This window comes from Streptomyces sp. NPDC056160 (assembly GCF_042268205.1).
GTDB lineage: Bacteria > Actinomycetota > Actinomycetes > Streptomycetales > Streptomycetaceae > Streptomyces.
The window spans coordinates 66,088-86,137 of record NZ_JBHJUW010000012.1; the positions used below are offsets into that span (position 1 = coordinate 66,088).

A 20,050-nucleotide genomic window follows, 5' to 3' on the forward strand; every position below is an offset into this window, starting at 1 on the left:
GAGCGGCTCGCGTACGCCGGCAGCCCGCCGCCGTACGGCACCGTCGAGGGATACGGAGCCGAGCCGCCGGGGTGTCCCGTGCTGTCCGGCTCCCCGCAGGGAGAGGCTTCCGCCGATCATGAACATACGCCGCAGCGCAGCGGCCCTGGCCGCCGTCGCCGCCGTCGCCGTGATCGGTGTCCCGGCGCAGGCCGCCGTCGCCGACTCCGCCCCGTCCCCCTCCGCCTCCCCCGCGCTCCCGCCGGGGCTGTACGGCAGCACCGACCCGAAGTACGACGGTGTCTGGCGCCAGTCCCTCGCGCTGCTCGCGCAGCACACCGTGGGAGTGCGGCCCGCCGCGCGGGCCGTGGACTGGCTGGCCGGGCAGCAGTGCGCGAGCGGCGCGTTCGCGCCCTTCCGCGCCGACCCGTCCAAGGCGTGCGACGCCAAGACCGCCGTCGACTCCAACAGCACCGCCGCAGCCGTCCAGGCGCTCGCCGTGCTCGGCGGCCACGACGCCGTGACCGGCAAGGCCGTCTCCTGGCTGAAGTCCGTGCAGAACAAGGACGGCGGCTGGGGCTACACGCCCGGCGGGCCCAGCGACGCCAACTCGACCTCGGTCGTCGTCGGCGCCCTCGCCGCCGTGGGCGAGAAGCCCGCCTCCGTCGTCAAGGACGGCAAGTCCCCCTACGACGCCCTGCTGAAGCTGGCCCTGCCGTGCACGGGTGACGGCGCGGGTGCGTTCGCCTACCAGCCGGACAAGCACGGCAAGCTCGCGGCCAACGCGGACGCGACCGCCGCCGGTGTGGTCGGCGCGCTCGGTCAGGGACTGGCCGCCACACCGCAGGGGAAGACGGGCGACGCGGCCCGCTGCACCGACACCGGTGCCGCCACCCCCGCGCGGGCCGCCGCGGGCGGCGCCGCCTACCTCGCGCACGCCGTCGCCAAGGACGGCCACCTCACCTCCGCGCTCCCCGGCGCCACCGCCCAGCCCGACTACGGCAACACCGCAGACGCGGTCGTCGCGCTCGCCGCGCAGGGCGGTGCCGGGCAGGCGCACAAGCCGCTGGAGTGGCTGGAGAAGAACGCCGGGACCTGGGCGGCCCAGAGCGGCCCGGCCGCGTACGCCCAGCTGATCTTCGCCGCCCACGCCACCGGCACCGACCCGCGCGCCTTCGGCGGCCTCGACCTGGTCAAGGCACTGAACGCGACCGGCCCGGCGCCGCAGCAGGCCGCGACGGGCAGCACGAGCGGCGACGCGACGGAGCGGAGCGACAACTCCTCGCACACCGCCTGGTGGATCGTCGGCGGGGTCTGCCTGGTCGTCGTCCTCGGTGCCGTCGCCTGGCTGGGCATGCGCGGCAGCCGTGCCAAGAGGCAGCAGCCGTGATACGCCGCCGCCTGAGCGCCCTGCCGGGCACGTCCCTGCTGTCCGCGCTGCTCCTGGCCGCCGTCGTCCTGCTGTCGGCGGCCGTCAGCCCGGCCCAGGCGGCCGGGTACCGCTACTGGTCCTTCTGGGACCGCGACGGCGGCAGCTGGACGTACGCCACGCAGGGGCCGTCCACGGCCCGGCCCGCCGACGGTGACGTGCAGGGTTTCCGCTTCGCGGTGAGCCAGGACTCGAAGGACGCGGCCAAGCCTCGCGGGACGGCGGACTTCGCGGCCATCTGCTCCGGCACCCCGGCGCGGGGCGGCAGCAAGCGCGTCGCGCTGGTCCTCGACTTCGGCGCCCAGGCCGACGCGCCCTCCGGCGAGACCCCGCCCGCCCCGCGCACGGCCTGCGCCCGCGTGCCCTCCGACGCCACCACGGCCGAGGCCCTCGCGGCCGTCGCCAAGCCCCTGCGGTACGACACCAACGCGTTGCTGTGCGCGATCTCCGGATACCCGCGCCAGGGCTGCGGCGAGCAGGTCGCGGCGGACGGCGGCGCGAAGGCCCCGGGCAGCGAACCGCCCCCGGACACGGCCGGCACTGCCGGCACGGCCGCCAGGAACGGCGACGGCGGCCCGTCCGTCGGCCTCATCGCGGGCGGCGCCCTGGTCGTCGTCCTCGCCGGGGCGGCCCTCTGGCAGGCCCGGCGGCGCAGGAATGCGTGACGGGGCCGGGGCCGGTGGTGCGGGCGCCCGCCGGTCCGGTCCGCGCGTCCACCGGACCGGCCCCCGCACGCGCCGGCCCGGCCCGGACGCCCACCTGGCCGGTCCGGGCGCCCAGTTGGCCGGCCCCAGCGGCCACTTGGACGGCCCGCGCGCCCACCTGGCCGGTCCGCGCGTCCACCGCTCCGGACCCGGTGTGCACGCGGGGGCCTGGTGGCTGTGGGCGCTGGCCCTCGGCACCGGCGCCACCCGCACCACCAACCCGCTCCTGCTCGCCCTGCTCCTCGCGGTCTCCGGCTACGTCGTGGTCACGTGCCGTCCGAACACCCCCTCGGCCCGCTCCTACAGCGCCTTCCTGCGGCTGGCGCTCGCCGTCCTGGCCGTCCGGCTGTTCTTCACCGTGGTCCTCGGCTCGCCCATCCCCGGCACGCACGTGCTCGTCACCCTCCCCGAAGTCCCGCTGCCGCACTGGGCGCAGGGCATCCGGCTGGGCGGCCGGGTCACGGCCGAGGGACTGCTGTTCGCCCTCTACGACGGCCTGAAGCTGGCCGCGCTGCTGATCTGCGTGGGCGCCGCCAACGCGCTGGCCGCACCGGCCCGGCTGCTCAAGTCCCTGCCCGGTGCGCTCTACGAGACGGGCGTGGCCGTCGTCGTCGCGCTCACGTTCGCCCCGCACCTGGTGGCCGACGGCCGCAGGCTGCGGGCCGCCCGCAGGCTGCGCGGCCGGCCCGACCGGGGCGTGCGCGGCCTGCTGCACGTGGGACTGCCGGTCCTGGAGGGCGCTTTGGAGCGTTCGGTGGCGCTCGCCGCCGCGATGGACGCCCGCGGCTACGGCCGCACCGCCGAGGTCGTGCCCGCCGTGCGCCGCACCACCGCCGCCCTCACCCTGGGCGGCCTGCTCGGGGTCTGCGCGGGAACGTACGGGCTGCTCACCGCCGAGGGCGGCAGCTACGGGCTGCCGGTGCTGCTGGCCGGGCTCGCCGCCGCGCTCGCCGGGCTCTGGCTGGGCGGCCGGCGCTCGGTGCGCACCCGCTACCGCCCCGACACCTGGAACCCCCGCTCCTGCCTGGTGGCCGGCTCGGGCGTGGCCGTGGCTGCACTGCTGACGCTGGCCGCCGCCCGCGACCCGGAGGCCCTGCACCCGGGTGTGGTGCCGCTTGTCGCCCCCACCCTGCCGGTGTGGCCCGCGGCGGCCGTGCTGCTGGGCCTGGTCCCCGCGTTCGTGGCACCCTCGGGTCCCTCCGCACGCCAGAACGCCCCCAAGGACCCCCTCGGGGATTCCCGCAAGGGTTCATGCAAGGAGTCGTCGTGATCCGTTTCGAGGACGTCTCCGTGACGTACGACGGCGCTGCCGAACCCACCGTCAGCGCCGTCGACTTCGAGGTGCCCGAGGGCGAACTCGTCCTCCTCGTCGGCCCGTCCGGGGTCGGCAAGTCCACCGTGCTGGGCGCGGTGAGCGGGCTCGTGCCGCACTTCACCGGCGGCACCCTGCGCGGCCGGGTCACCGTGGCCGGCCGCGACACCCGCACCCACAAACCGCGCGAACTGGCCGACGTCGTCGGCACGGTCGGGCAGGACCCGCTGTCCCACTTCGTCACCGACACGGTGGAGGACGAACTCGCCTACGGCATGGAGTCGCTGGGCCTCGCCCCGGCCGTCATGCGGCGCCGGGTGGAGGAGACCCTGGACCTGCTGGGCCTGGCCGCCCTGCGGGACCGTCCGATCGCCACGCTCTCCGGCGGCCAGCAGCAGCGGGTCGCGATCGGCTCGGTGCTCACCCCGCACCCGAAGGTCCTCGTCCTGGACGAGCCGACCTCCGCCCTCGACCCGGCCGCCGCCGAGGAGGTCCTCGCCGTCCTCCAGCGCCTCGTGCACGACCTCGGCACGACCGTCCTCATGGCCGAGCACCGCCTGGAACGGGTCGTGCAGTACGCCGACCAGGTCGTCCTCCTGCCCGAGCCGGGCGCCGCCCCGCTGCTGGGCGCCCCGGCGGACGTCATGGCCGTCTCGCCGGTGTGCCCGCCGGTGGTGGAGCTGGGCCGGCTGGCGGGCTGGGCGCCGCTGCCGCTGACGGTACGGGACGCCCGGCGCCGCGCGGCGGACCTGCGCGACCGCCTGACCGGCCACGCACCCGCCCCGGCGCCGCTCGCGCCCACGGCGCCCGGCACCCCCGTACCACCCGTAACGCCTGAGACCACCCGGCGACCGGGACTCCGTACGCTCCTGCGGCGCGATCGAACGACGACGGCGGAGCCTTCCGCCCCCGGCGCCCCCGTCGCCGAAGTGCGTTCGCTCAGCGTCCGCCGCGACGGTGTGCAGGCGCTGCGGCACGTCGATCTGACCGTGGCGCCCGGCGAGACCATCGCGCTCATGGGCCGCAACGGCGCCGGAAAGTCCACGCTGCTCGGCTCGCTGGTCGGCCTGGTGGAGCCGCGCGGCGGACAGGTCCGCGTCGGCGGGACGGTGCCGCACCGCGCCTCGCCGCGTGAACTGGTGCGCCGGGTCGGCCTGGTCCCGCAGGAGCCGCGCGACCTGCTGTACGCCGACACGGTCGCCGCCGAGTGCGAGGCGGCCGACCGGGACGCGCACGCGGCGCCCGGCACCTGCCGTGCCCTGGTCCGCGAGCTGCTGCCCGGCGTCGCCGACGCCACCCACCCGCGCGACCTGTCCGAAGGCCAGCGCCTCGCCCTCGCCCTCGCGGTGGTCCTGGCCGCGCGCCCGCCGCTGCTGCTCCTGGACGAGCCGACCCGCGGCCTGGACTACGGCGCGAAGGGCCGCCTGGTCGCCGTGCTGCGCGACCTGGCGGCCGAGGGCCACGCGATCGTGCTGGCCACGCACGACGTGGAACTGGCCGCGGAACTCGCCCACCGCGTCGTGCTGCTCGCCGAGGGCGAGGTGATCGCCGACGGCCCCATGGCCGAGGTGGTCGTCTCCTCCCCGTCCTACGCCCCGCAGGTCACCAAGATCCTCGCCCCGCAGCGCTGGCTCACGGTCTCCCAGGTCCGCGAGGCGCTGGCATGACCGCACCCGCCGCCCCCTCCGCACCGGCCCCCGCCGACCAGCCCCCCGCGGCGCGGCCGGTCCGCCAGGCGCGCGCCGTCCGGCTCGGCCCCCGCTCGCTGGCCGCCCTCGCCCTGGTCAGCGCCGTCGGCGTGGCCGCGTTCACCTGGCCCTTCCTGGCCCCGCCGACCGCCCAGCTCAGCGCGCACGCGCAGGACGCCCCCTGGCTCTTCGCGGGTCTGCTCGTGCTGCTCGTCGCCGTCGTCGCCGCGACCATCGCGGAGTCGGGTCTCGGCCCGAAGGCGGTCGCCATGCTGGGCGTGCTGGCGGCGACAGGCGCGGCGCTGCGCCCGATCGGGGCCGGGACGGCGGGCCTGGAGCCGATGTTCTTCCTGATGGTGCTGAGCGGGCGCGTGCTCGGACCGGGCTTCGGGTACGTGCTCGGCTCGGTGACGATGTTCGCGTCCGCGCTGCTCACCGGCGGGGTGGGACCGTGGATGCCGTTCCAGATGCTGGCGATGGGCTGGTTCACCATGGGCGCGGGTCTGCTGCCGGGCCCGGACCGGCTGCGCGGCCGTACGGAACTGCTGATGCTGGCGCTGTACGGGTTCCTCGCCGCGTTCGCCTACGGCACGGTCATGAACCTCGCGGGCTGGCCCTTCATGGGCACCCTCGCCTCCTCCATCGCCTTCGACCCGCACGCGGCGGTCGGCGCCAACCTGGCCCGGTTCGTCGCGTACTGCCTGGCCACCTCGCTCGGCTGGGACCTGGGCCGGGCCGTCGTCACGGTCGTCCTGACCCTCGTGGTGGGCCCTGCGGTGCTGCGGGCGCTGCGCCGGGCCACCCGCCGGGCCGCCTTCGAGACGCCGGTCACCTTCGACGCCCCGCGGGCCGGCTCCGGCGGTGAACCGCCGGTGAGCCCCGCCGACCCCTCGGTGACGGCCCCGGTGAGGCGTCCCACATGACGTGGCTCACCTACGATGCCGGACCGTAGACCCGCCTCGCTGTCATGCACGCGGCTCTACGCGCGTCCACCTGGGCATTGAGACCCCGCTCACATGCGGACGGATCACCCAGGATGCGACGACCACTAGTAAAAGGGGTGCTTGCGGACGGATTTCGCGCCTGCTTCTCTGGACGACGTCGCCAGGAGCCGACGGTCCCCCGGGGTCGCGGCACCAGGCAGCTCCTCCCCCGCTTCCGCGGGCTCCGGTTGCCGGCGCCCCCCTGTCCCCGACGCAAGAGGTTCTCCGTGTCCGTCTCCTTCATCAGCCGCATCGCCACTCCGAAGAAGGCCCTCTCCACCGCCGCCGTGGCCGCCGCCACCGTCGGCATGGCCCTCACCGCCGCCCCCGCGCACGCGGCCACCACGGGCTCGGGCGGCGACGCGAAGTCGATCGCGCACCAGATGATCCCGGACGACGCCCAGTTCAACGCCTTCAGCCACATCGTCGAGCACGAGAGCGGCTGGAACCCGCACGCGACCAACGCCTCCTCCGGCGCCTACGGTCTGGTCCAGGCGCTGCCGGCCTCGAAGATGTCCTCGGCCGGCGCCGACTGGAAGACCAACCCCAAGACCCAGATCAAGTGGGGTCTCAACTACATGAACTCCCGCTACGGCAGCCCGGCCGCCGCCTGGAACTTCTGGCAGGCCAACGGCTGGTACTGAGCCGACCGCGCGGTGTGAGCCCCCGGGTGCGATCCACCCGGCGGAGGCCACCGCACGGCAGTCGTGAAGGCGGCGGCCCCGATCCCCGGGCCGCCGCCTTCACCATGTCCGCACGCGCGGTGCCTGCCCCGCGGTCTACCTCGTGCGGCCGTCCTCCAGCGCGCCGAACCACCGCGCGATCTTCGGCAGCGACGCGTACGCCGAACCGCCGTGGTCGACCTGCCCCTGGTCCATGACCGGGGCCGTCACCCCGTGCCCGGCCAGCGCGCGGGAGCAGCTGCGGGCGTTGCCGATGGGGACGTCCGTGTCCCCGCTCCCCGCGTACAGCCGCACCGGCACGGCCGGCTTCCAGTCGCAGGTGCCGTCGTTGGCCTTCAGCGCCTCGGCGAGTCCGCCGCTCGGGTGGGTGAGCTGCGCGTAGAAGCGGTCCGTCAGCAGTTCCCGCACGTTCGGCGCGAGCTGCGGGATCACCTCCTCCTCGGTGTGCCGCCCGTCGAAGAGTGCTTCCACCCGGTCCGCGTAGGGCGCGCGGAATGCCTCGGCGGGGTCCTTGTAGATGGGGTGCAGCCGGTTCTGAGCGACGAGGAAGTACGACATGTAGAACACACCGCTGATGTCGTTGACCCGGCCGTCGGTGAGCGCCGGCGTCTCCGTGCCCGCCAGGTCGTAGGGCCCGCTGACCGGAGCGAGCGCCCGCAGCCTGAAGTGCCGGTCGGCGCCCTCCTGGAGTGCCCGGCCGAGCGCCATCGCGACCTGCCCGCCCTGCGAGAACCCGGTCACGTACACGTCCCCGGTCACGGTCCGCCCGAGCCCGGACGCCGCCGTGCGGGCCGCCCGCAGCATGTCCACCGAGGCGGTCACCGCCGAGCGCGTGTCCATGTACGGGTGGACGCCCGGCCCCTTGCCCAGCCCCAGGTAGTCGGGCGCGGCGACCGCGTGCCCGGCCGACGCGAACAGGTACGACTGCGCCCGTCCGTCCTCCGCCACGGACGGTGCGTAGTCCCGGTCGACCATGGTGCCGTGCGTGTCCGACACCAGACTCAGCCGCCGCCCGCCGCCCTCGGGGAGCGTGAGCAGCCCGGTGGCGGTGGTGGGGCGGCCGTGGGGGTCGACGGTGCGGTACGTCAGCCGGTACGCCCGTACGCCGTACCGGACGGTGCCGGTGTCCATCGGCAGGGCGGCCAGGTACCGCACGACCCCGGCGCGGCTGTGCGCGGCGACCGGGACGACGGACAGCAGCGTGCCCCGGCCGCTGCTGTCGGCGTGGGCGGAGGCGACGGACGGGGCGCTGGCCCCGCCGGCCGTGGCGGCCGTCGCCGCGGGGGCGACGGCGAGGGAGGCGAGCAGCAGCGCGGCCGAGGCGGCGAGCCCGCGCCGAACCGGCCAACCGCCCTGCGCTGTACGCGTGTTGTTCATGTGCTTCGTCATGCCCCAGACGCTACGGACACGCGGGGCGCCCGGACATCCGAGACTCCCCCGCCTCCATGGTGCACTTGGGAACACCCCTGCCCGTCCAGGTGACCGGAGGTTCGATGACAGCGGAGGGCGCACAGGACGCGCGGCCGGACGACGCCGACCCCGAGGGGCGGGGGCTGCCCCTGGTGCCGGTGCTGCTGGGGCTGACCGTGGTCAGCGGGATCATCGACGCGGTGAGCTACCTCGGGCTCGGGCACGTCTTCACGGCCAACATGACCGGAAACGTGGTCGTCCTCGGCTTCGCCGCCGCCGGCGCCCCGGGCTTCTCGGTGCCGCACACCCTCACCTCACTGGTGTGCTTCCTGGTGGGCGCGCTGACCGGCGGCCGGGTCGCGGTCCGCTACGGCGGCGGCTCGCGCCGCACCTGGGCACGGGTCACGCTGACCGCGGAGGCGCTTCTGGTCGGAGCCTCGGCGGTGGTGGCGTTCACCGTGCCGGACGCCACCACCACGACGTACGCGCTCATCGCCCTGACCGCCTTCGCGATGGGCCTGCGCAACGCCACCGTCCGCAAGCTGGGCGTGGCCGACCTGACGACGACGGTCCTCACGATGACCCTGACGGGCCTCGCCTCCGACTCCCGCGCGGGCGGCGGCTCCGGCCACCGCTCCCCCCGCCGCACGGCATCCGTGTTCGCGATGCTGGCGGGCGCGGTCCTCGGCGCCTGGCTGGTCGTCCACCGCGACCTGGGCACACCGCTGCTGATCGCGGGGGTGGCGGCGGGGGTGTTGGCGGTGGTTACTTCGGGGCAGGAACGGGGCCCCTGACGTCTACAGAGGGGCCCACGCGGCGCAAGGGCGTGTTTTACGACTGCTTCCCCGGGTTGGGCGAGTTCGTGGCCGAACTCGCCATCTCCCCGGGTGGACGTCTGGTGCGGTTGGTCGCGCTGTTGGCCGGGCGAAGGCCACCGGCTGCGGGTGAACACTCCCAAGCGAGCTCCACCATAGTCCACTGACGAAAGTGAACCGGACTGCGATCATCGCTCACCTGATGATCCCTCCCGCGTCTCCTCGGCATCCGTCCTCGCGATGCCGGCGGTTGCGGTTCTCGGCGCGTGGCGGGTCGTCCACCGCGACCTGGGCACGCCGCTGCTGATCGCGGCGGTGGGGGCGGGAGTGCTGGCGGCGGTGACGTCGGGGCGGGAGTGAGGTCTCGTCAAAGACATCGGCACTGGGGGCTGCACCCTCTGAACGCTGCCCCCGCGTGGACCACGGGAACGACCCCGCATCCAGCATCCGCAGAGGATAGTGGTGACCAGAGGCTTCACGGTTGTGTCGTATTGTAGCCGTTTTTCAGGGCAGGAAATCCGCTCCCCCGCCATGCGGCAAGCGATCTTCGAAGGCGCAAGCTGCGATGGCCCGAAATCCCGCGTTCCACAAGGCTATCAGACACTCACCGAGGGCATTTATGTACACCTCTCCATCCCCTCCAGGTACATACTCAAACTCCGCCACCGAGGACCACGAAACGAAATCTGACCTATCAGGCGAATCAGATTCATAATCGTTGTGAGCTACGTAAACTCTCAGCGTACCGGATTCGAGTGAACCAGATTCATCGAATTCCAACCCCAGACTCCGCGCGACGAACTTCAGGATTAGTTCACGGTTCGCGGAATCCACATATACGGAACAATCCAAGTCGGATATTTCATCACTTGATTCCAATGAAGGGACCTTGATCAAAGGGTCCTCCCATCTTAATGATCGACACGTCGACATGATCCACTTCATCACCCAGAATCTGCTGGACCTGGGTACGTAGTCCGCTGAGCCTCGGTATCGAGTCACCAGCCGTGATCTTACCCGTCTCAACCGCCCGCTTCATTGTTTTTTCCCGGGATGACCCCGGGTTTACACCAGCCCACCGCCTGGCCACCATGGCATCAAACGTATCCGGTGTCACGCGTACAGCGATGTCAAGATCCGATGCTCCCGTCACATTACCTGTCACTCGACTTCCCTGCACAACTACGTTGGCATCGAGTTCGAGCCCCTTGCGAAATACATTTCCGATTTCCGAGAATTGCGTCCTGCTAACCCCCTCCGGAAGACCGACTCCTTGATTCCAGCGCGCCCCTGCACGCAAGCCAAAGAATCCTAGCGATCCGCCAGTCATGCCCGTCATCAAGCCGAATTTATACAGGTCGTTACGGGCCTCACAGACCCATTTAGACTCCCCAGAGGGGCACGGCACTTCGTCCATATCCTCTTGTGCGACTGGTTGACTATGGGCAGTTTCGCAACTGCTAGCCGCCGCCCAGACGCATACCCCATTTACTTCCCACACGTAGTGCTGGGGGACAGGCACCTCGGCAAAGACGACCACATTACCGTCAGGCGTTCCGCCACCACCGCCTCCTCCACCGCCGCCGTTACCGCCACCCCCGTTGGTGCCGCTGTTTCCGCTGTTTCCGCTGTTTCCGTCATTGCCGGGGTCGTAGGCCCAGGGGCCTGCCTGGGTGGTTCCGTCGTCCTTGATGATCCAGTCGGGCGTTCCGTTCTTGCCCCAGCCGTTGTCGAGGCCCTCACCCGTGGGGTCGCTGTAAGTGGTGGGGTTGTGGGCGCTGTAGGCGTAGCCGCCGATGGTCTGGGGTTTGTCGAGTTCGAGGAGGGGGTCGACGCTGATGAAGCGGCCTGTGGCGGGGTCGTAGTCGCGGGCGCCGATGTGGGTGAGGCCGGTAGTGGGGTCGGTGTCGCCGTTGATGAAGCCCTTCTGGCCGGGCCAGAAGGTGGGGGCGGTGCCGCGGGGCGCTCCGTAGGGGAGGGTCTTGCGGCGGTTGGTGGCGAGGGTGGTGGCGGAGATGGACAGGGTGTTGGTGCCGTGGGGGTCGGCGATGAGGAGCCGGACTCGTCCGTCGCTGCTGGTGCGGACGGCTGAGCCGCCGGGGACGGTGTAGTAGCGGGTGCCGGCCAGGGCGTCGGTGGATTTGGTGAGGACGAGTTCCTGTCCGCCGGGCAGGTAGAGGGTGGTGGCGGTGGGCTCCCGCTTGAGGAGGCGGGTGCCGTCGGCGTCGTAGAGGAATGTGGTGGTGGCGCCGGAGACGGTGGAGGTGGCGAGTCTGCCTTCCTCGTTCCAGGTGAGGTCCTGGGTCGGGCCGCCGGCGGGGGTCTTCTTGGTCAGGTTGCCGGTCGTGTCGTACTGGTAGGCATCCGCCCCGGTTGCCCCTCCGGTGGCGGTGACGGTCCGTACGGCGTGCGGCTGGGCGGCACCGACGGTGGTGGGGTAGCTGTAGGCGCGGGTGGTGTCGGCGGTGACGGGACCGGCCTTGTGCTGGGTCTCGGCGGCCCGGTCCCCGCTGTCGGTGAAGGTCCAGCTGGTCCAGTAAGGGTCGGTGGTCCCCAGCTTCGGCGTGCCGGTGCCGTTGACGGGCTTGGTGGTGCAGCCGTCGCCCGTGGTCCAGGCCTCGCTGAGGCGGCGCGCCCAGTCGTAGGCGAAGCACTGGTCGTCGACTACGGTGCCGTCGCTCTGGTCGTCGCGGACCCGGGTGAGGTTTCCGACAGTGTCGTAGGAGTACTTGATGTTCGACAGAGTCTTCGGGCCCGCGGCCTGGCGGTCGGTGATCGAGGTGGACAGGCGCTGGGTGACGAGGTCGTAGCCGAGGGTCTGGGTGACGAGGGTGCCGAGGTTGCCGAGCTGGGCCTGGGCGAGCTGGCCGAACGGGGTGTACGCAGCGCCGCGCAGGTATGCCTGGTTCAGGGTGCTGTCGACGATGGAGAGCTGGTCCTGCACGTAGTGGTCGGTGACCGTTTCCGCGGGCAGGGCGGTAGTGGCGTTGGTGTTGGTGGTGCTGTATGCGGTGGTCGCGGGCAGGCCGTTGACGGGGGTGGCGGTGGTGGCGACGGTGTAGGTGCCGGCGAGCTTCTCCTCCCCGGCCACCGAGGGCACCGTCACCTTGGTGCCGGTCGGCTTGCCTGCGGCGTCGTAGCCCGTGACTTCCGTCTTGTAGGCGGCGGCAGGGCTGACGGACGTGTCGTAGCGGACGGAGGTGGCCGGTAGCCCCTTGCCGCCGGTGACGTTGTCGTAGGTCCACTCGGCGAGCTTGGTGCCGGTGGTGGAACCGAGGCGCAGGCTCGTCTTGCGGCCGAGTTCGTCGTACGTGGTGGCCAGGGTGGTGTGGCGGGCGTCGGTGACGGTCGCGACGCGGCCGTCGTCGCCGTAGACGGTGGTGCCGGCTCCCTTGTCGGGGTCGCTGGAGGCGATCTGGCGTCCGCGAAGGTCGTAGGTGTAGGTCCATCTGTTGCGGCCGGACGCGTCGGTGACCTTGGTGAGGTTGCCGACCGCGTCGTAGGTGTAGTGGGTTGCTTCGTAGTGGTCGGCGGACGCGCCGATGGCCGGGGTCCGGTCCTTGTACTCGCGTCGTTCGGTCGTGCGGCCGCGGATGTCGTTGACGGCGAGTTCAGCCGTGCCGCCCTCCGGGGGCAGTGTGGCCGTCCAGGTGTCGCCGTAGGTGGTGGTGGTGCGCCACTTCTCCACGTTCAGGGAGAGGGTCACCGCGGCGGTGGGGCGGCCCCGGCCGTCGTACTCGGTGACCGCCGAGGCGGGTATCTGGTTGGGCGTGACGCTGAGCAGCTTCGTGGAGACCGGCTGGTCGTTGTAGAACGGCGCGTCGGTCTGGAAGGCGCGGCCGTGGGTGTCGTAGAAGGTGTCGGTGACGGTACGGCCGGTCACGCCCACTGCGTCAGTCTGGGTCTGGCGTTCGCGCAGCAGGGAGTCGTAGAGGGTGACGGAGGTGCCCCAGGTGCCGTCTTCCCGGCGCTGCTTGCTCGTCACGGCCGACGGCGCGGTCGCGGAGATGGCGTAGGTGAAGGTGGCGTTGGGGTCGTCGGTGGTGGCCCGGCCCGCGCTCCATGCGTTGGTCAGCCGGCCCAGGCTGTCGTACTGGCTGGTCGCCGTGCGCCCGTTCGCGTCCGTGGTGGTGAGGGTCAGGCCGCGCAGTCCGTCGAAGGTGGTGGTGGATGCCTGCTTCTTGACGTTGGTGACGGTGACGGTGGTGGGCTGCGCGCCGGTGGCCGGCGTGTAGGCGGTGGTGACCGGCTGTTCGTCCTGGCCCTTGCTCGTGGTCACACGGCCGTACTGGTCGTAGGAGGCCTGGCTGGTCGTCTCCCAGAGCAGCGAGCCGTCGGCGTTGAGCTTCGACGCCTGTTCGGTCTTGGTGACGTTCACCAGACCGGCCTTGGGCGCGGTTCCGGGTGCCTGGCCGTCGTAGGAGGTGCGGGAGGAGCCGGTGATCGCGGTGTTGAGAATCCCGCCGTCGCAGCGCGAGTAGGTGACCGTCACTGTTTCGCTGGGGTAGGCGATCAGCCAGTTGGTCTTGTCGGGGGTGACGTAGGTGGTGCGGGTGCACACCGGTTGGACGCCGTGGTCGCCGTCGCCGTCGTCGCCCTGGGAGGTGACCAGACCGTAGACCGGGTCGTAGGTGCGGGTGGTGGTCAGGGTGCGCCACGTCGTGCCGTCGTCGAGGAGCGTGGAGGCCTTCTCGGTGACCGTGCCGGAGAGGTGGGCGACGGCGTCGGGCAGGTCGGGGCCCGCGGTTCCCGGTTTGTCGGGGTCGGTGATCCCGGTGATGTGCTGCGTGGCGGTGGCGTCGGATTCCCAGGGGACGTAGGTGGTCTTGGCGACGACCTTGCCGTCGGTGCCGTCCTTGTCGTAGGTACGGGTCTCGGCCGTCCGGCCCGCGAAGTCGTTGCGGTCGGTGATCCCGTTGACCTTGGGCACGTTTCTGGCGCTGCCGTCGGCGAGGGTGTCGCCCGCCATGCCGAGGAAGTAGCTGGTCTCGGTCTTGATGCGGTTGGTCGTGCCCGTCAGGGTGCGGACGGTGCCGTATCCGCGGAAGTCGCTCCAGCTGCGGTGCTTGTCGAGCGTGAACTCGTTCTCGTCGCGCCGCCAGTTGGGGCCGTCGGCGTACTCGTAGGTCGTGGTCTTCGAGGGCGACCCGGAGCCCGCGGTGGTGTCGTCCTCGATCACCTGGGTGACCACGTACTTGTGGAACCAGTCCTTGACCGGGTCGACAGCGCCGTCCGGTGTCCACCAGGACGGGTAGCAGCGCTTGGTGTTCTTGTCCGGGGTGGGCAGCTTGCTCGTGGTGCACTCGGTGGGGCTGTAGGTGACCAGCGTGTCGGCGCCGGTCTCATTGGTGATGCGGTTGATGCGGTACTTGTTCAGCGGCGGCCGTCCCTCGGAGGAGTCGACCCGGTTGGCCATCAGTGTGCGGCCGAAGGTGATGGCCGGTGTGGACAGGTCGGCCAGGGCACCTGCTTCAGCGGTGTGCTGGACCGAGTCCAGCCAGAGAGTGGGGGTGGAGACGTCGCCGGTGCCCGGGTAGGACTGGGTGAGGGTCCAGGTGTCGACGGGCTGCATCGTGCTGCCCTGCAGAGCGAGGGTGTGGACCGCTTTCAGCCGCTTACGCGACCAGAACGTCGGAGCGGCCTCCAGACACTGCTTGCCGGCCTTGCAGTCCAGATCGACCGGAACGTCCGGCCAGTTGGTGGCGTGGTCCTTGTCGAAGGTGCAGTCGGAAAGGCACCGGTCCGCCACATCGAACTTCACCTGGCCGGCCGGGTTGGCGGTGGTGAGGGCCTCGCCTGCGCGCAGTCCGTAGTCGATACGGGTCAGGTAGCCGCCGCGGGTGTAGGCGACCGGATCGTCGATCTTGTTGTTCTGCGCGTAGTAGCCGGCCTCCTTGGCGTAGTAAAGGGCCATGGCGTCGTTGTGCGGGTCCACGACGTAGTCGAGGTTCCAGCGCCAGCCCTGGACCTGCACCGAGGACGCGAAGTCCGAACCGTGGCCGGGTTCACCGCTGTGGTTGCCGTAGACCGGGACGGTGAAGACGGAGTTCGTCTCGCTCTTGCCGCTGCTCCAGCCGGGCAGGCGGTTCTTCCCGAACCAGTACTGGGTGCCGTCGACCGTGGTGAGCTTCCAGTACTCGAAGTCCCGGTCGCCGTTCACATCGTTCGGGGCGGTGCCCTTGATCAGTTCGACGCGGGAGCCGTCGTCGTCAGCCGGCTTCCACACGTTCTTGTCGGCGTCCCACACCAGAGGTGTGGATCTGCCGTTCAGGGACATGGTCGCGTTCTGGGACTTCCAGCACAGGTCACCGACCTTCTCGGTGTTGTTGCCGCCCTTCTTGTCGTTCTCGCACGGGGCGTAGGACCGCTCGATGTATCCGGGCGAGTACTCCCATCCCTCGCCGATCCATGAGGTCTGGTTGTTGGTGGAGGAGGTCCGACCGTCCACTGCCGAGGAGTTGTAGGAAAGCCCGACCTTCGGCTGCAGACCGCCCGGCACAGACGGCACAGTGAAGGGGATGTTCCAGCCGAACCCGCCGGAGTTCCCGCCCGCCGACCACGATCCGGACGCGGTCAGCGAGGTCGCCTTGAACGACCCTTCCTCACCGGTCGCGCCGGCCTCGGCGGCGAGCACCACCGTGCTCTGCGCGGAGGCCTGACCGGCTGCGAGGGAGGACGAGCCGGATGCCTTCTGGGCGGGGGGAAGAGCGACGGTCGCGGTCAGGGTGTGAGACTTCGCGTCGTTGTCCGTCGCCAGCGGTACGCCCTGGCGGCACTTCGCGACCTTGGGCGTAGTCAGCGCGCAGGCGGGAAGCTGTACGAGATGCAGACGTGAGGCCCAGTCCGCGCCGTATGCGGCGGTGATGCCCGTGTAGTCCACCTGGACGTCGGCCGCCCTCGTCGCGGCGGAGGCATCGGTGGGCCGAAGCGACAGCAACAGGCCCTCGACACCGACTCGTTGGGCGTCCTTACGGTCGGCGACCGTCACATGCAGACCATTCGGTGCTGCGCCGCCAGCGGTCCGGGCCGCTTTGCTGCTGCCCGAGACGGTGCGGGAGGGGCGGCCGACACGCACCGGAAGCGAGCCTGCTTGTACACGGCGGACACCGCTTTTCGCCTTCGCCCCCGCGAGGCCGGCGGGCAGTGACACGTCCGCTTCCCCCGCGGCAGGCCAGACGGCTTTCCCCGGTGGGCGCCAGACGTTCAGATCAGACTGCGAACGCACCACCGTGCGGTGGGTGACCAGGTCCTTGCCCGGCACCGAGACGGGCTTCGGCACGGCACGCGGCGAGAAGGGGGCAGCGGGCGCAGCCCAGCTCGGGGCTTCGAGCAACGTCACGCACAGGACCACGGCGAGCAGACCGGCCAAGGCGGTCGCCAGGCGGTGCGTCCGCAACAACCGATGAGCCGAAAACGGCATGCCAAAGCCGCGGCGGAACGCCATGGAAAATCCCCACCCTCAGACCTGCTCGCTACAAAGATCAGTCAAAGGAAAACCGATTAGGTGCCCCCTGCACAAGAGGAACAGGAACGACTTTGAGACAGCCACCAGAAGGCCAGTTGACCAAAGCAATCTTCATGTCAACAACACATGTTAATGCCCCCTGACCAGGAGCAATGAAGGGCAAATGAGACGCATCTTCACAAAAGGTAAACATATGGAGGAGATGTGAATACTCGTTCGGCTTGCCGATGCTCAAACACTGGGAGTGGTTTCCGGAACGAATGCACCTCAAATCGGCTGCGGGTTTCGCGTACTCTCCGGTGCGTGCTTCCCGAAAGGAATCTGATGAAATATCCTCGGCTCATAGGTTGCGGGAGGAGGCGTCTGACAACGGCTCTCCTGGCCCTGTCGTTCTCGGCGACGGCGGGCGTCGGCGTTCAGGCCTCCGCGGCCGCGGCCGCGGCCGCGGCTCCCGCGGTCGCGGAAGACGGTTCTCCGTCTGCGCCGGCGACCGCCTCCGAGAACAAGGCAGCCGGCCTCGCCGCGAAGACCGGGCAGCCGGTCGAGATTCTGGACCGGCGCGAGGAAGACGCCGAGACGTTCGCCAACCCCGACGGCACCACCACGCGCCGCCAGTACTCCACCCCGGTGTGGACCCGCTACGAAGGCGTGTGGAAAAGGGCCGACGCCACCATGGTCCGGCGGCCCGACGGTACGGTCGGCCCCGCCTCACCGACCTTCGGGATCACCTTCTCCGGAGGCGGCACCACCCCGCTCGCCTCCATGGTCAAAGACGACAAGCGGCTGTCCCTGTCCTGGCCCACAGCCCTGCCGCAACCTGTTCTGGAGGGCAACACCGCCCTGTACAAGTCGGTCCTGCCGGATGTCGACCTCAAGGTCATCGCAGAGGTCGACGGGTTCGCCGAAGACCTGATCATCAACACCCCGCAAGCCGCTGCTGATCCCGCCGTGCAGAGCATCAAACTCGGCATCAGCAGCGTCGGTGTCACCCTCGCCGACGACGGAACCGGCAGCCTGACCGCCACCGACGCGGACGGAAACGTCGTCTTCAGCGCCCTGCGTCCCAGAATGTGGGAGCAGCCGGCCACCTCCGCCGCCACCTCGAAGAAGACGCTCACCGCGTCGGGCGCCGGAGAACTGCCGAGTTCCGCCCCCGTGGGCGTCGAGGTCTCCGGCAACACGCTGACCCTGACACCGGATCCCGCCCTGCTCGCCACCGCCGATCAGTTCCCGCTCGTGGTGGACCCTCCCTTCTCCGGCGGCAAGCGCAAGAAGTGGGCTGTGGTGTACTCCGCCACCCCGGGCGCCGACTACCCCAACGGCTCGGGATGGAACTCCGACAACCCCAGTGACGAGCCACGGGTCGGCTTCAACGGCACAGGCCGGACGCGCTCGTTCTTCGCGATGGACACCAAGGGTCTGGCGGGCGCCGATATCCTCAAGGCCACCTTCGCCGTCGTCGAAACCCACTCATGGGGCTGTGACGCCTCGCTCGCCGGGCCGACCGAACTGTGGTCCACCGGCAGCATCGACACCACCCCCACCTGGAACAGCCAGCCGAGCTGGGCGGACAAACTCGACTCCGCCTCCTACGCCCACGGCAACCCCACCTACTGCCCCGGCGCGCTCGGTCACGACTACCACTCGACAGCACTGACCGACTACGTCCAGAAGGCGGCCGACAACGACTGGAGCGCACTCACCTTCGGCCTCCGCGCCGAAAGCAGCCACGAAGGCGATCACGACAGCTACAAGCGCTTCACCAACAACCCGGCCCTGGAGATCACCTACAACTTCAAGCCCACCGTCGACGACCACGACGCCTACGAAGGCACATGGAGCCCCGGCGGAGACGGCAACAAGCCGGTCCCCTGCAACGGCGTGATCGGCAACAGCGGTGTCGCCCTCACCGCAAAGCTCACCGACAGGGACGGCGGGAAGGTCACTGGCGAGTTCACCGTGGCCAATTCAGCGGGCACGACAGTCGCCACGGCCACTGACAAGGTCTCCACCGGCCAGACCGCCTCGGTCACCGTGCCAGCCTCCAAACTCACCAACGGGTCCTACACCTGGAAGGTCCGCGCCAAGGACGACGAGAACACCACCGGCAGCTACACCGCATCCTGCGGTTTCACCGTCGACCGCATCGGCCCGTCCGACGCCGTCAAGATCACCAACACCGACGGCACACCGGCAGACGAGACCACCGACACCTACGCCGCACGCAAGCCCCTCCAGTTGCAGCTCAACAACACCGCCGACGACCTTGCAGGCTTCTGCTGGAACACGGACCAGTACATTTCCGTTTCCAGCACCCGCTGCTCCAACGGCAACTGGGTCGACGTCGGCGCCGACCACCACAGTGCGCGCATCACCATCACTCCCAGCGGGACCCCGAACAGCACCCTGCACGTCCTCGCCTACGACAAGGCCGGCAACCACTCCCCCTACGACCGGGCCAGCGACGCCGTCATCCTCAGCACCACCCCCTCCGACTTCGTCTACGCCCCCGGCCAGAAGCCCGGCACCGACGGCCTGGCACACACAGACCTCCCTGGTGACCTCACCGGCGACGGCCACACCGACATGATCGCCATCGACAACACCGGAAAACTGCGCCTCTACGCGGGCGACGGCACCGGCAAAGTGTCCCCCGCCGACATCGTCGGAACCGGCGGCTGGAGCAACGCCCTCATCGCCCACCGCGGCGATCTCCGCGGCTTCACCGGCCCAGGCACCGCACCGGACGGGTACGAGGACTTCGTCGTCCGCCTGAGCAACAACAAGCTCTACGTCTACGGCGGTGACGGACTCGGCCGGCCCGCCTACGACACCAGAACCGAACTCGTCCACCCCAATATCGACAGCGCCCCCGACTGGCGCCGCATCCGGCAGATCGTCACACCCGGCGACATCGACCAGAACAACACACCAGGCCACGAAAAAGGCAACGACCTCATCACCGTCGAGTGCACCACAGACGCCTGCACCGACGCCCAGCTCTACCTGTACACCGGCAACACCATCGGCGGCGGAGGACAGGACCAGACCGAACCGTTCGACCTCAACAACCGCACCCTCATCGGCACACGCGGCTGGAAGGACTACACCAACCTCGCCCTCGGAGACCAGAACGGTGACGGCGTCCAGGACCTGATCGCCCGCAACCCCGACACCGGCGAACTCTTCCTCTACCCCGGCCGCATCACCGACGGGACCTACTCCCTCGGCGCCCGAGTCCTGTACGGAACAAGCGGCTGGGACCGCCGCCCGCACCTCGCCTCACCGGGCAACGTCCAGGGAACCGTGACCACCGGCAGCTACAGCGACCCCGACGCAGGCGCCGACATCACCTACCACCAGTACCAGCCCACCACCGGAGAAACCTACGGCGACGTCTGGGCGACCACACCCGCCGACCCGAACTACACCGTCAGCTATACCGACAGCAACGGCACCGAGCAGACCACCACCTGCCCCACCGGCTGCCTGCTCTTCTACCCCGGCACAGCCACCACTCTGCGCAAACCGAAACTCGTGGGCACCAGCAGTTGGGACACCACCATCACCGGCATCTTCTGA

Annotated in this window: 11 protein-coding genes; 9 read left to right on the top strand and 2 right to left on the bottom strand. The window is 70.5% G+C overall.

What is annotated here, in order from left to right; genetic code table 11:
• Window positions 1–118 precede the first annotated feature (118 nt).
• The 6 genes from ACFC02_RS06895 to ACFC02_RS06920 all read left to right on the top strand — a co-directional run bounded on the left by ACFC02_RS06895 (window position 119) and on the right by ACFC02_RS06920 (window position 6,739).
• A complete protein-coding gene (locus ACFC02_RS06895; RefSeq protein WP_376353252.1) occupies window positions 119–1,369 on the top strand; it encodes a prenyltransferase/squalene oxidase repeat-containing protein in 1,251 nt (416 codons plus the stop codon).
• The gene (locus ACFC02_RS06900) at window positions 1,366–2,073 is read left to right on the top strand and encodes an SCO2322 family protein (RefSeq protein WP_376353255.1); all 708 of its coding nucleotides are present in this window, start codon (window positions 1,366–1,368) and stop codon (window positions 2,071–2,073) included. The genes ACFC02_RS06895 and ACFC02_RS06900 overlap by 4 nt, the downstream gene beginning before the upstream one ends.
• Complete coding sequence (locus tag ACFC02_RS06905) at window positions 2,066–3,382, top strand: energy-coupling factor transporter transmembrane protein EcfT (protein ID WP_376353257.1); 1,317 nt, start codon at window positions 2,066–2,068, stop codon at window positions 3,380–3,382. Before ACFC02_RS06900 ends, ACFC02_RS06905 begins: the two co-directional genes overlap by 8 nt.
• Window positions 3,379–5,091: an ABC transporter ATP-binding protein gene (locus ACFC02_RS06910; RefSeq protein WP_376353260.1), complete on the top strand. Its 1,713-nt coding sequence runs from the start codon at window positions 3,379–3,381 to the stop codon at window positions 5,089–5,091. The genes ACFC02_RS06905 and ACFC02_RS06910 overlap by 4 nt, the downstream gene beginning before the upstream one ends.
• Complete coding sequence (locus ACFC02_RS06915) at window positions 5,088–6,035, top strand: ECF transporter S component (RefSeq protein WP_376353263.1); 948 nt, start codon at window positions 5,088–5,090, stop codon at window positions 6,033–6,035. Before ACFC02_RS06910 ends, ACFC02_RS06915 begins: the two co-directional genes overlap by 4 nt.
• Window positions 6,036–6,322: 287 nt before the next feature.
• Window positions 6,323–6,739, top strand: a complete 417-nt coding sequence (locus tag ACFC02_RS06920) for a transglycosylase SLT domain-containing protein (protein ID WP_376353265.1) — start codon at window positions 6,323–6,325, stop codon at window positions 6,737–6,739.
• Window positions 6,740–6,874: 135 nt separating this feature from the next.
• Here the strand turns inward: ACFC02_RS06920 and ACFC02_RS06925 are convergent, their stop codons facing one another.
• Window positions 6,875–8,167: an alpha/beta hydrolase gene (locus ACFC02_RS06925; RefSeq protein ID WP_376353267.1), complete on the bottom strand. Its 1,293-nt coding sequence runs from the start codon at window positions 8,165–8,167 to the stop codon at window positions 6,875–6,877.
• A 104-nt stretch (window positions 8,168–8,271) separates the two neighbouring features.
• Between ACFC02_RS06925 and ACFC02_RS06930 the strand changes: the two genes are divergently transcribed.
• Window positions 8,272–8,982 carry a YoaK family protein gene (locus ACFC02_RS06930; RefSeq protein WP_376353270.1) on the top strand — a complete coding sequence of 237 codons (711 nt, stop codon included), beginning with the start codon at window positions 8,272–8,274 and terminating at the stop codon, window positions 8,980–8,982.
• Window positions 8,983–9,868: 886 nt separating this feature from the next.
• Here the strand turns inward: ACFC02_RS06930 and ACFC02_RS06935 are convergent.
• Window positions 9,869–15,991, bottom strand: a complete 6,123-nt coding sequence (locus ACFC02_RS06935; protein ID WP_376353272.1) for an RHS repeat domain-containing protein — start codon at window positions 15,989–15,991, stop codon at window positions 9,869–9,871.
• A gap of 250 nt (window positions 15,992–16,241) precedes the next feature.
• Between ACFC02_RS06935 and ACFC02_RS06940 the strand changes: the two genes are divergently transcribed.
• Together ACFC02_RS06940 and ACFC02_RS06945 are read left to right on the top strand one after the other, a co-directional pair.
• A complete protein-coding gene (locus ACFC02_RS06940; protein ID WP_376353275.1) occupies window positions 16,242–16,409 on the top strand; it encodes a hypothetical protein in 168 nt (55 codons plus the stop codon).
• Between the two features lie 383 nt (window positions 16,410–16,792).
• Entirely contained in the window at window positions 16,793–20,050 is a 3,258-nt protein-coding gene (locus ACFC02_RS06945; RefSeq protein WP_376353278.1) for a hypothetical protein, read from the top strand.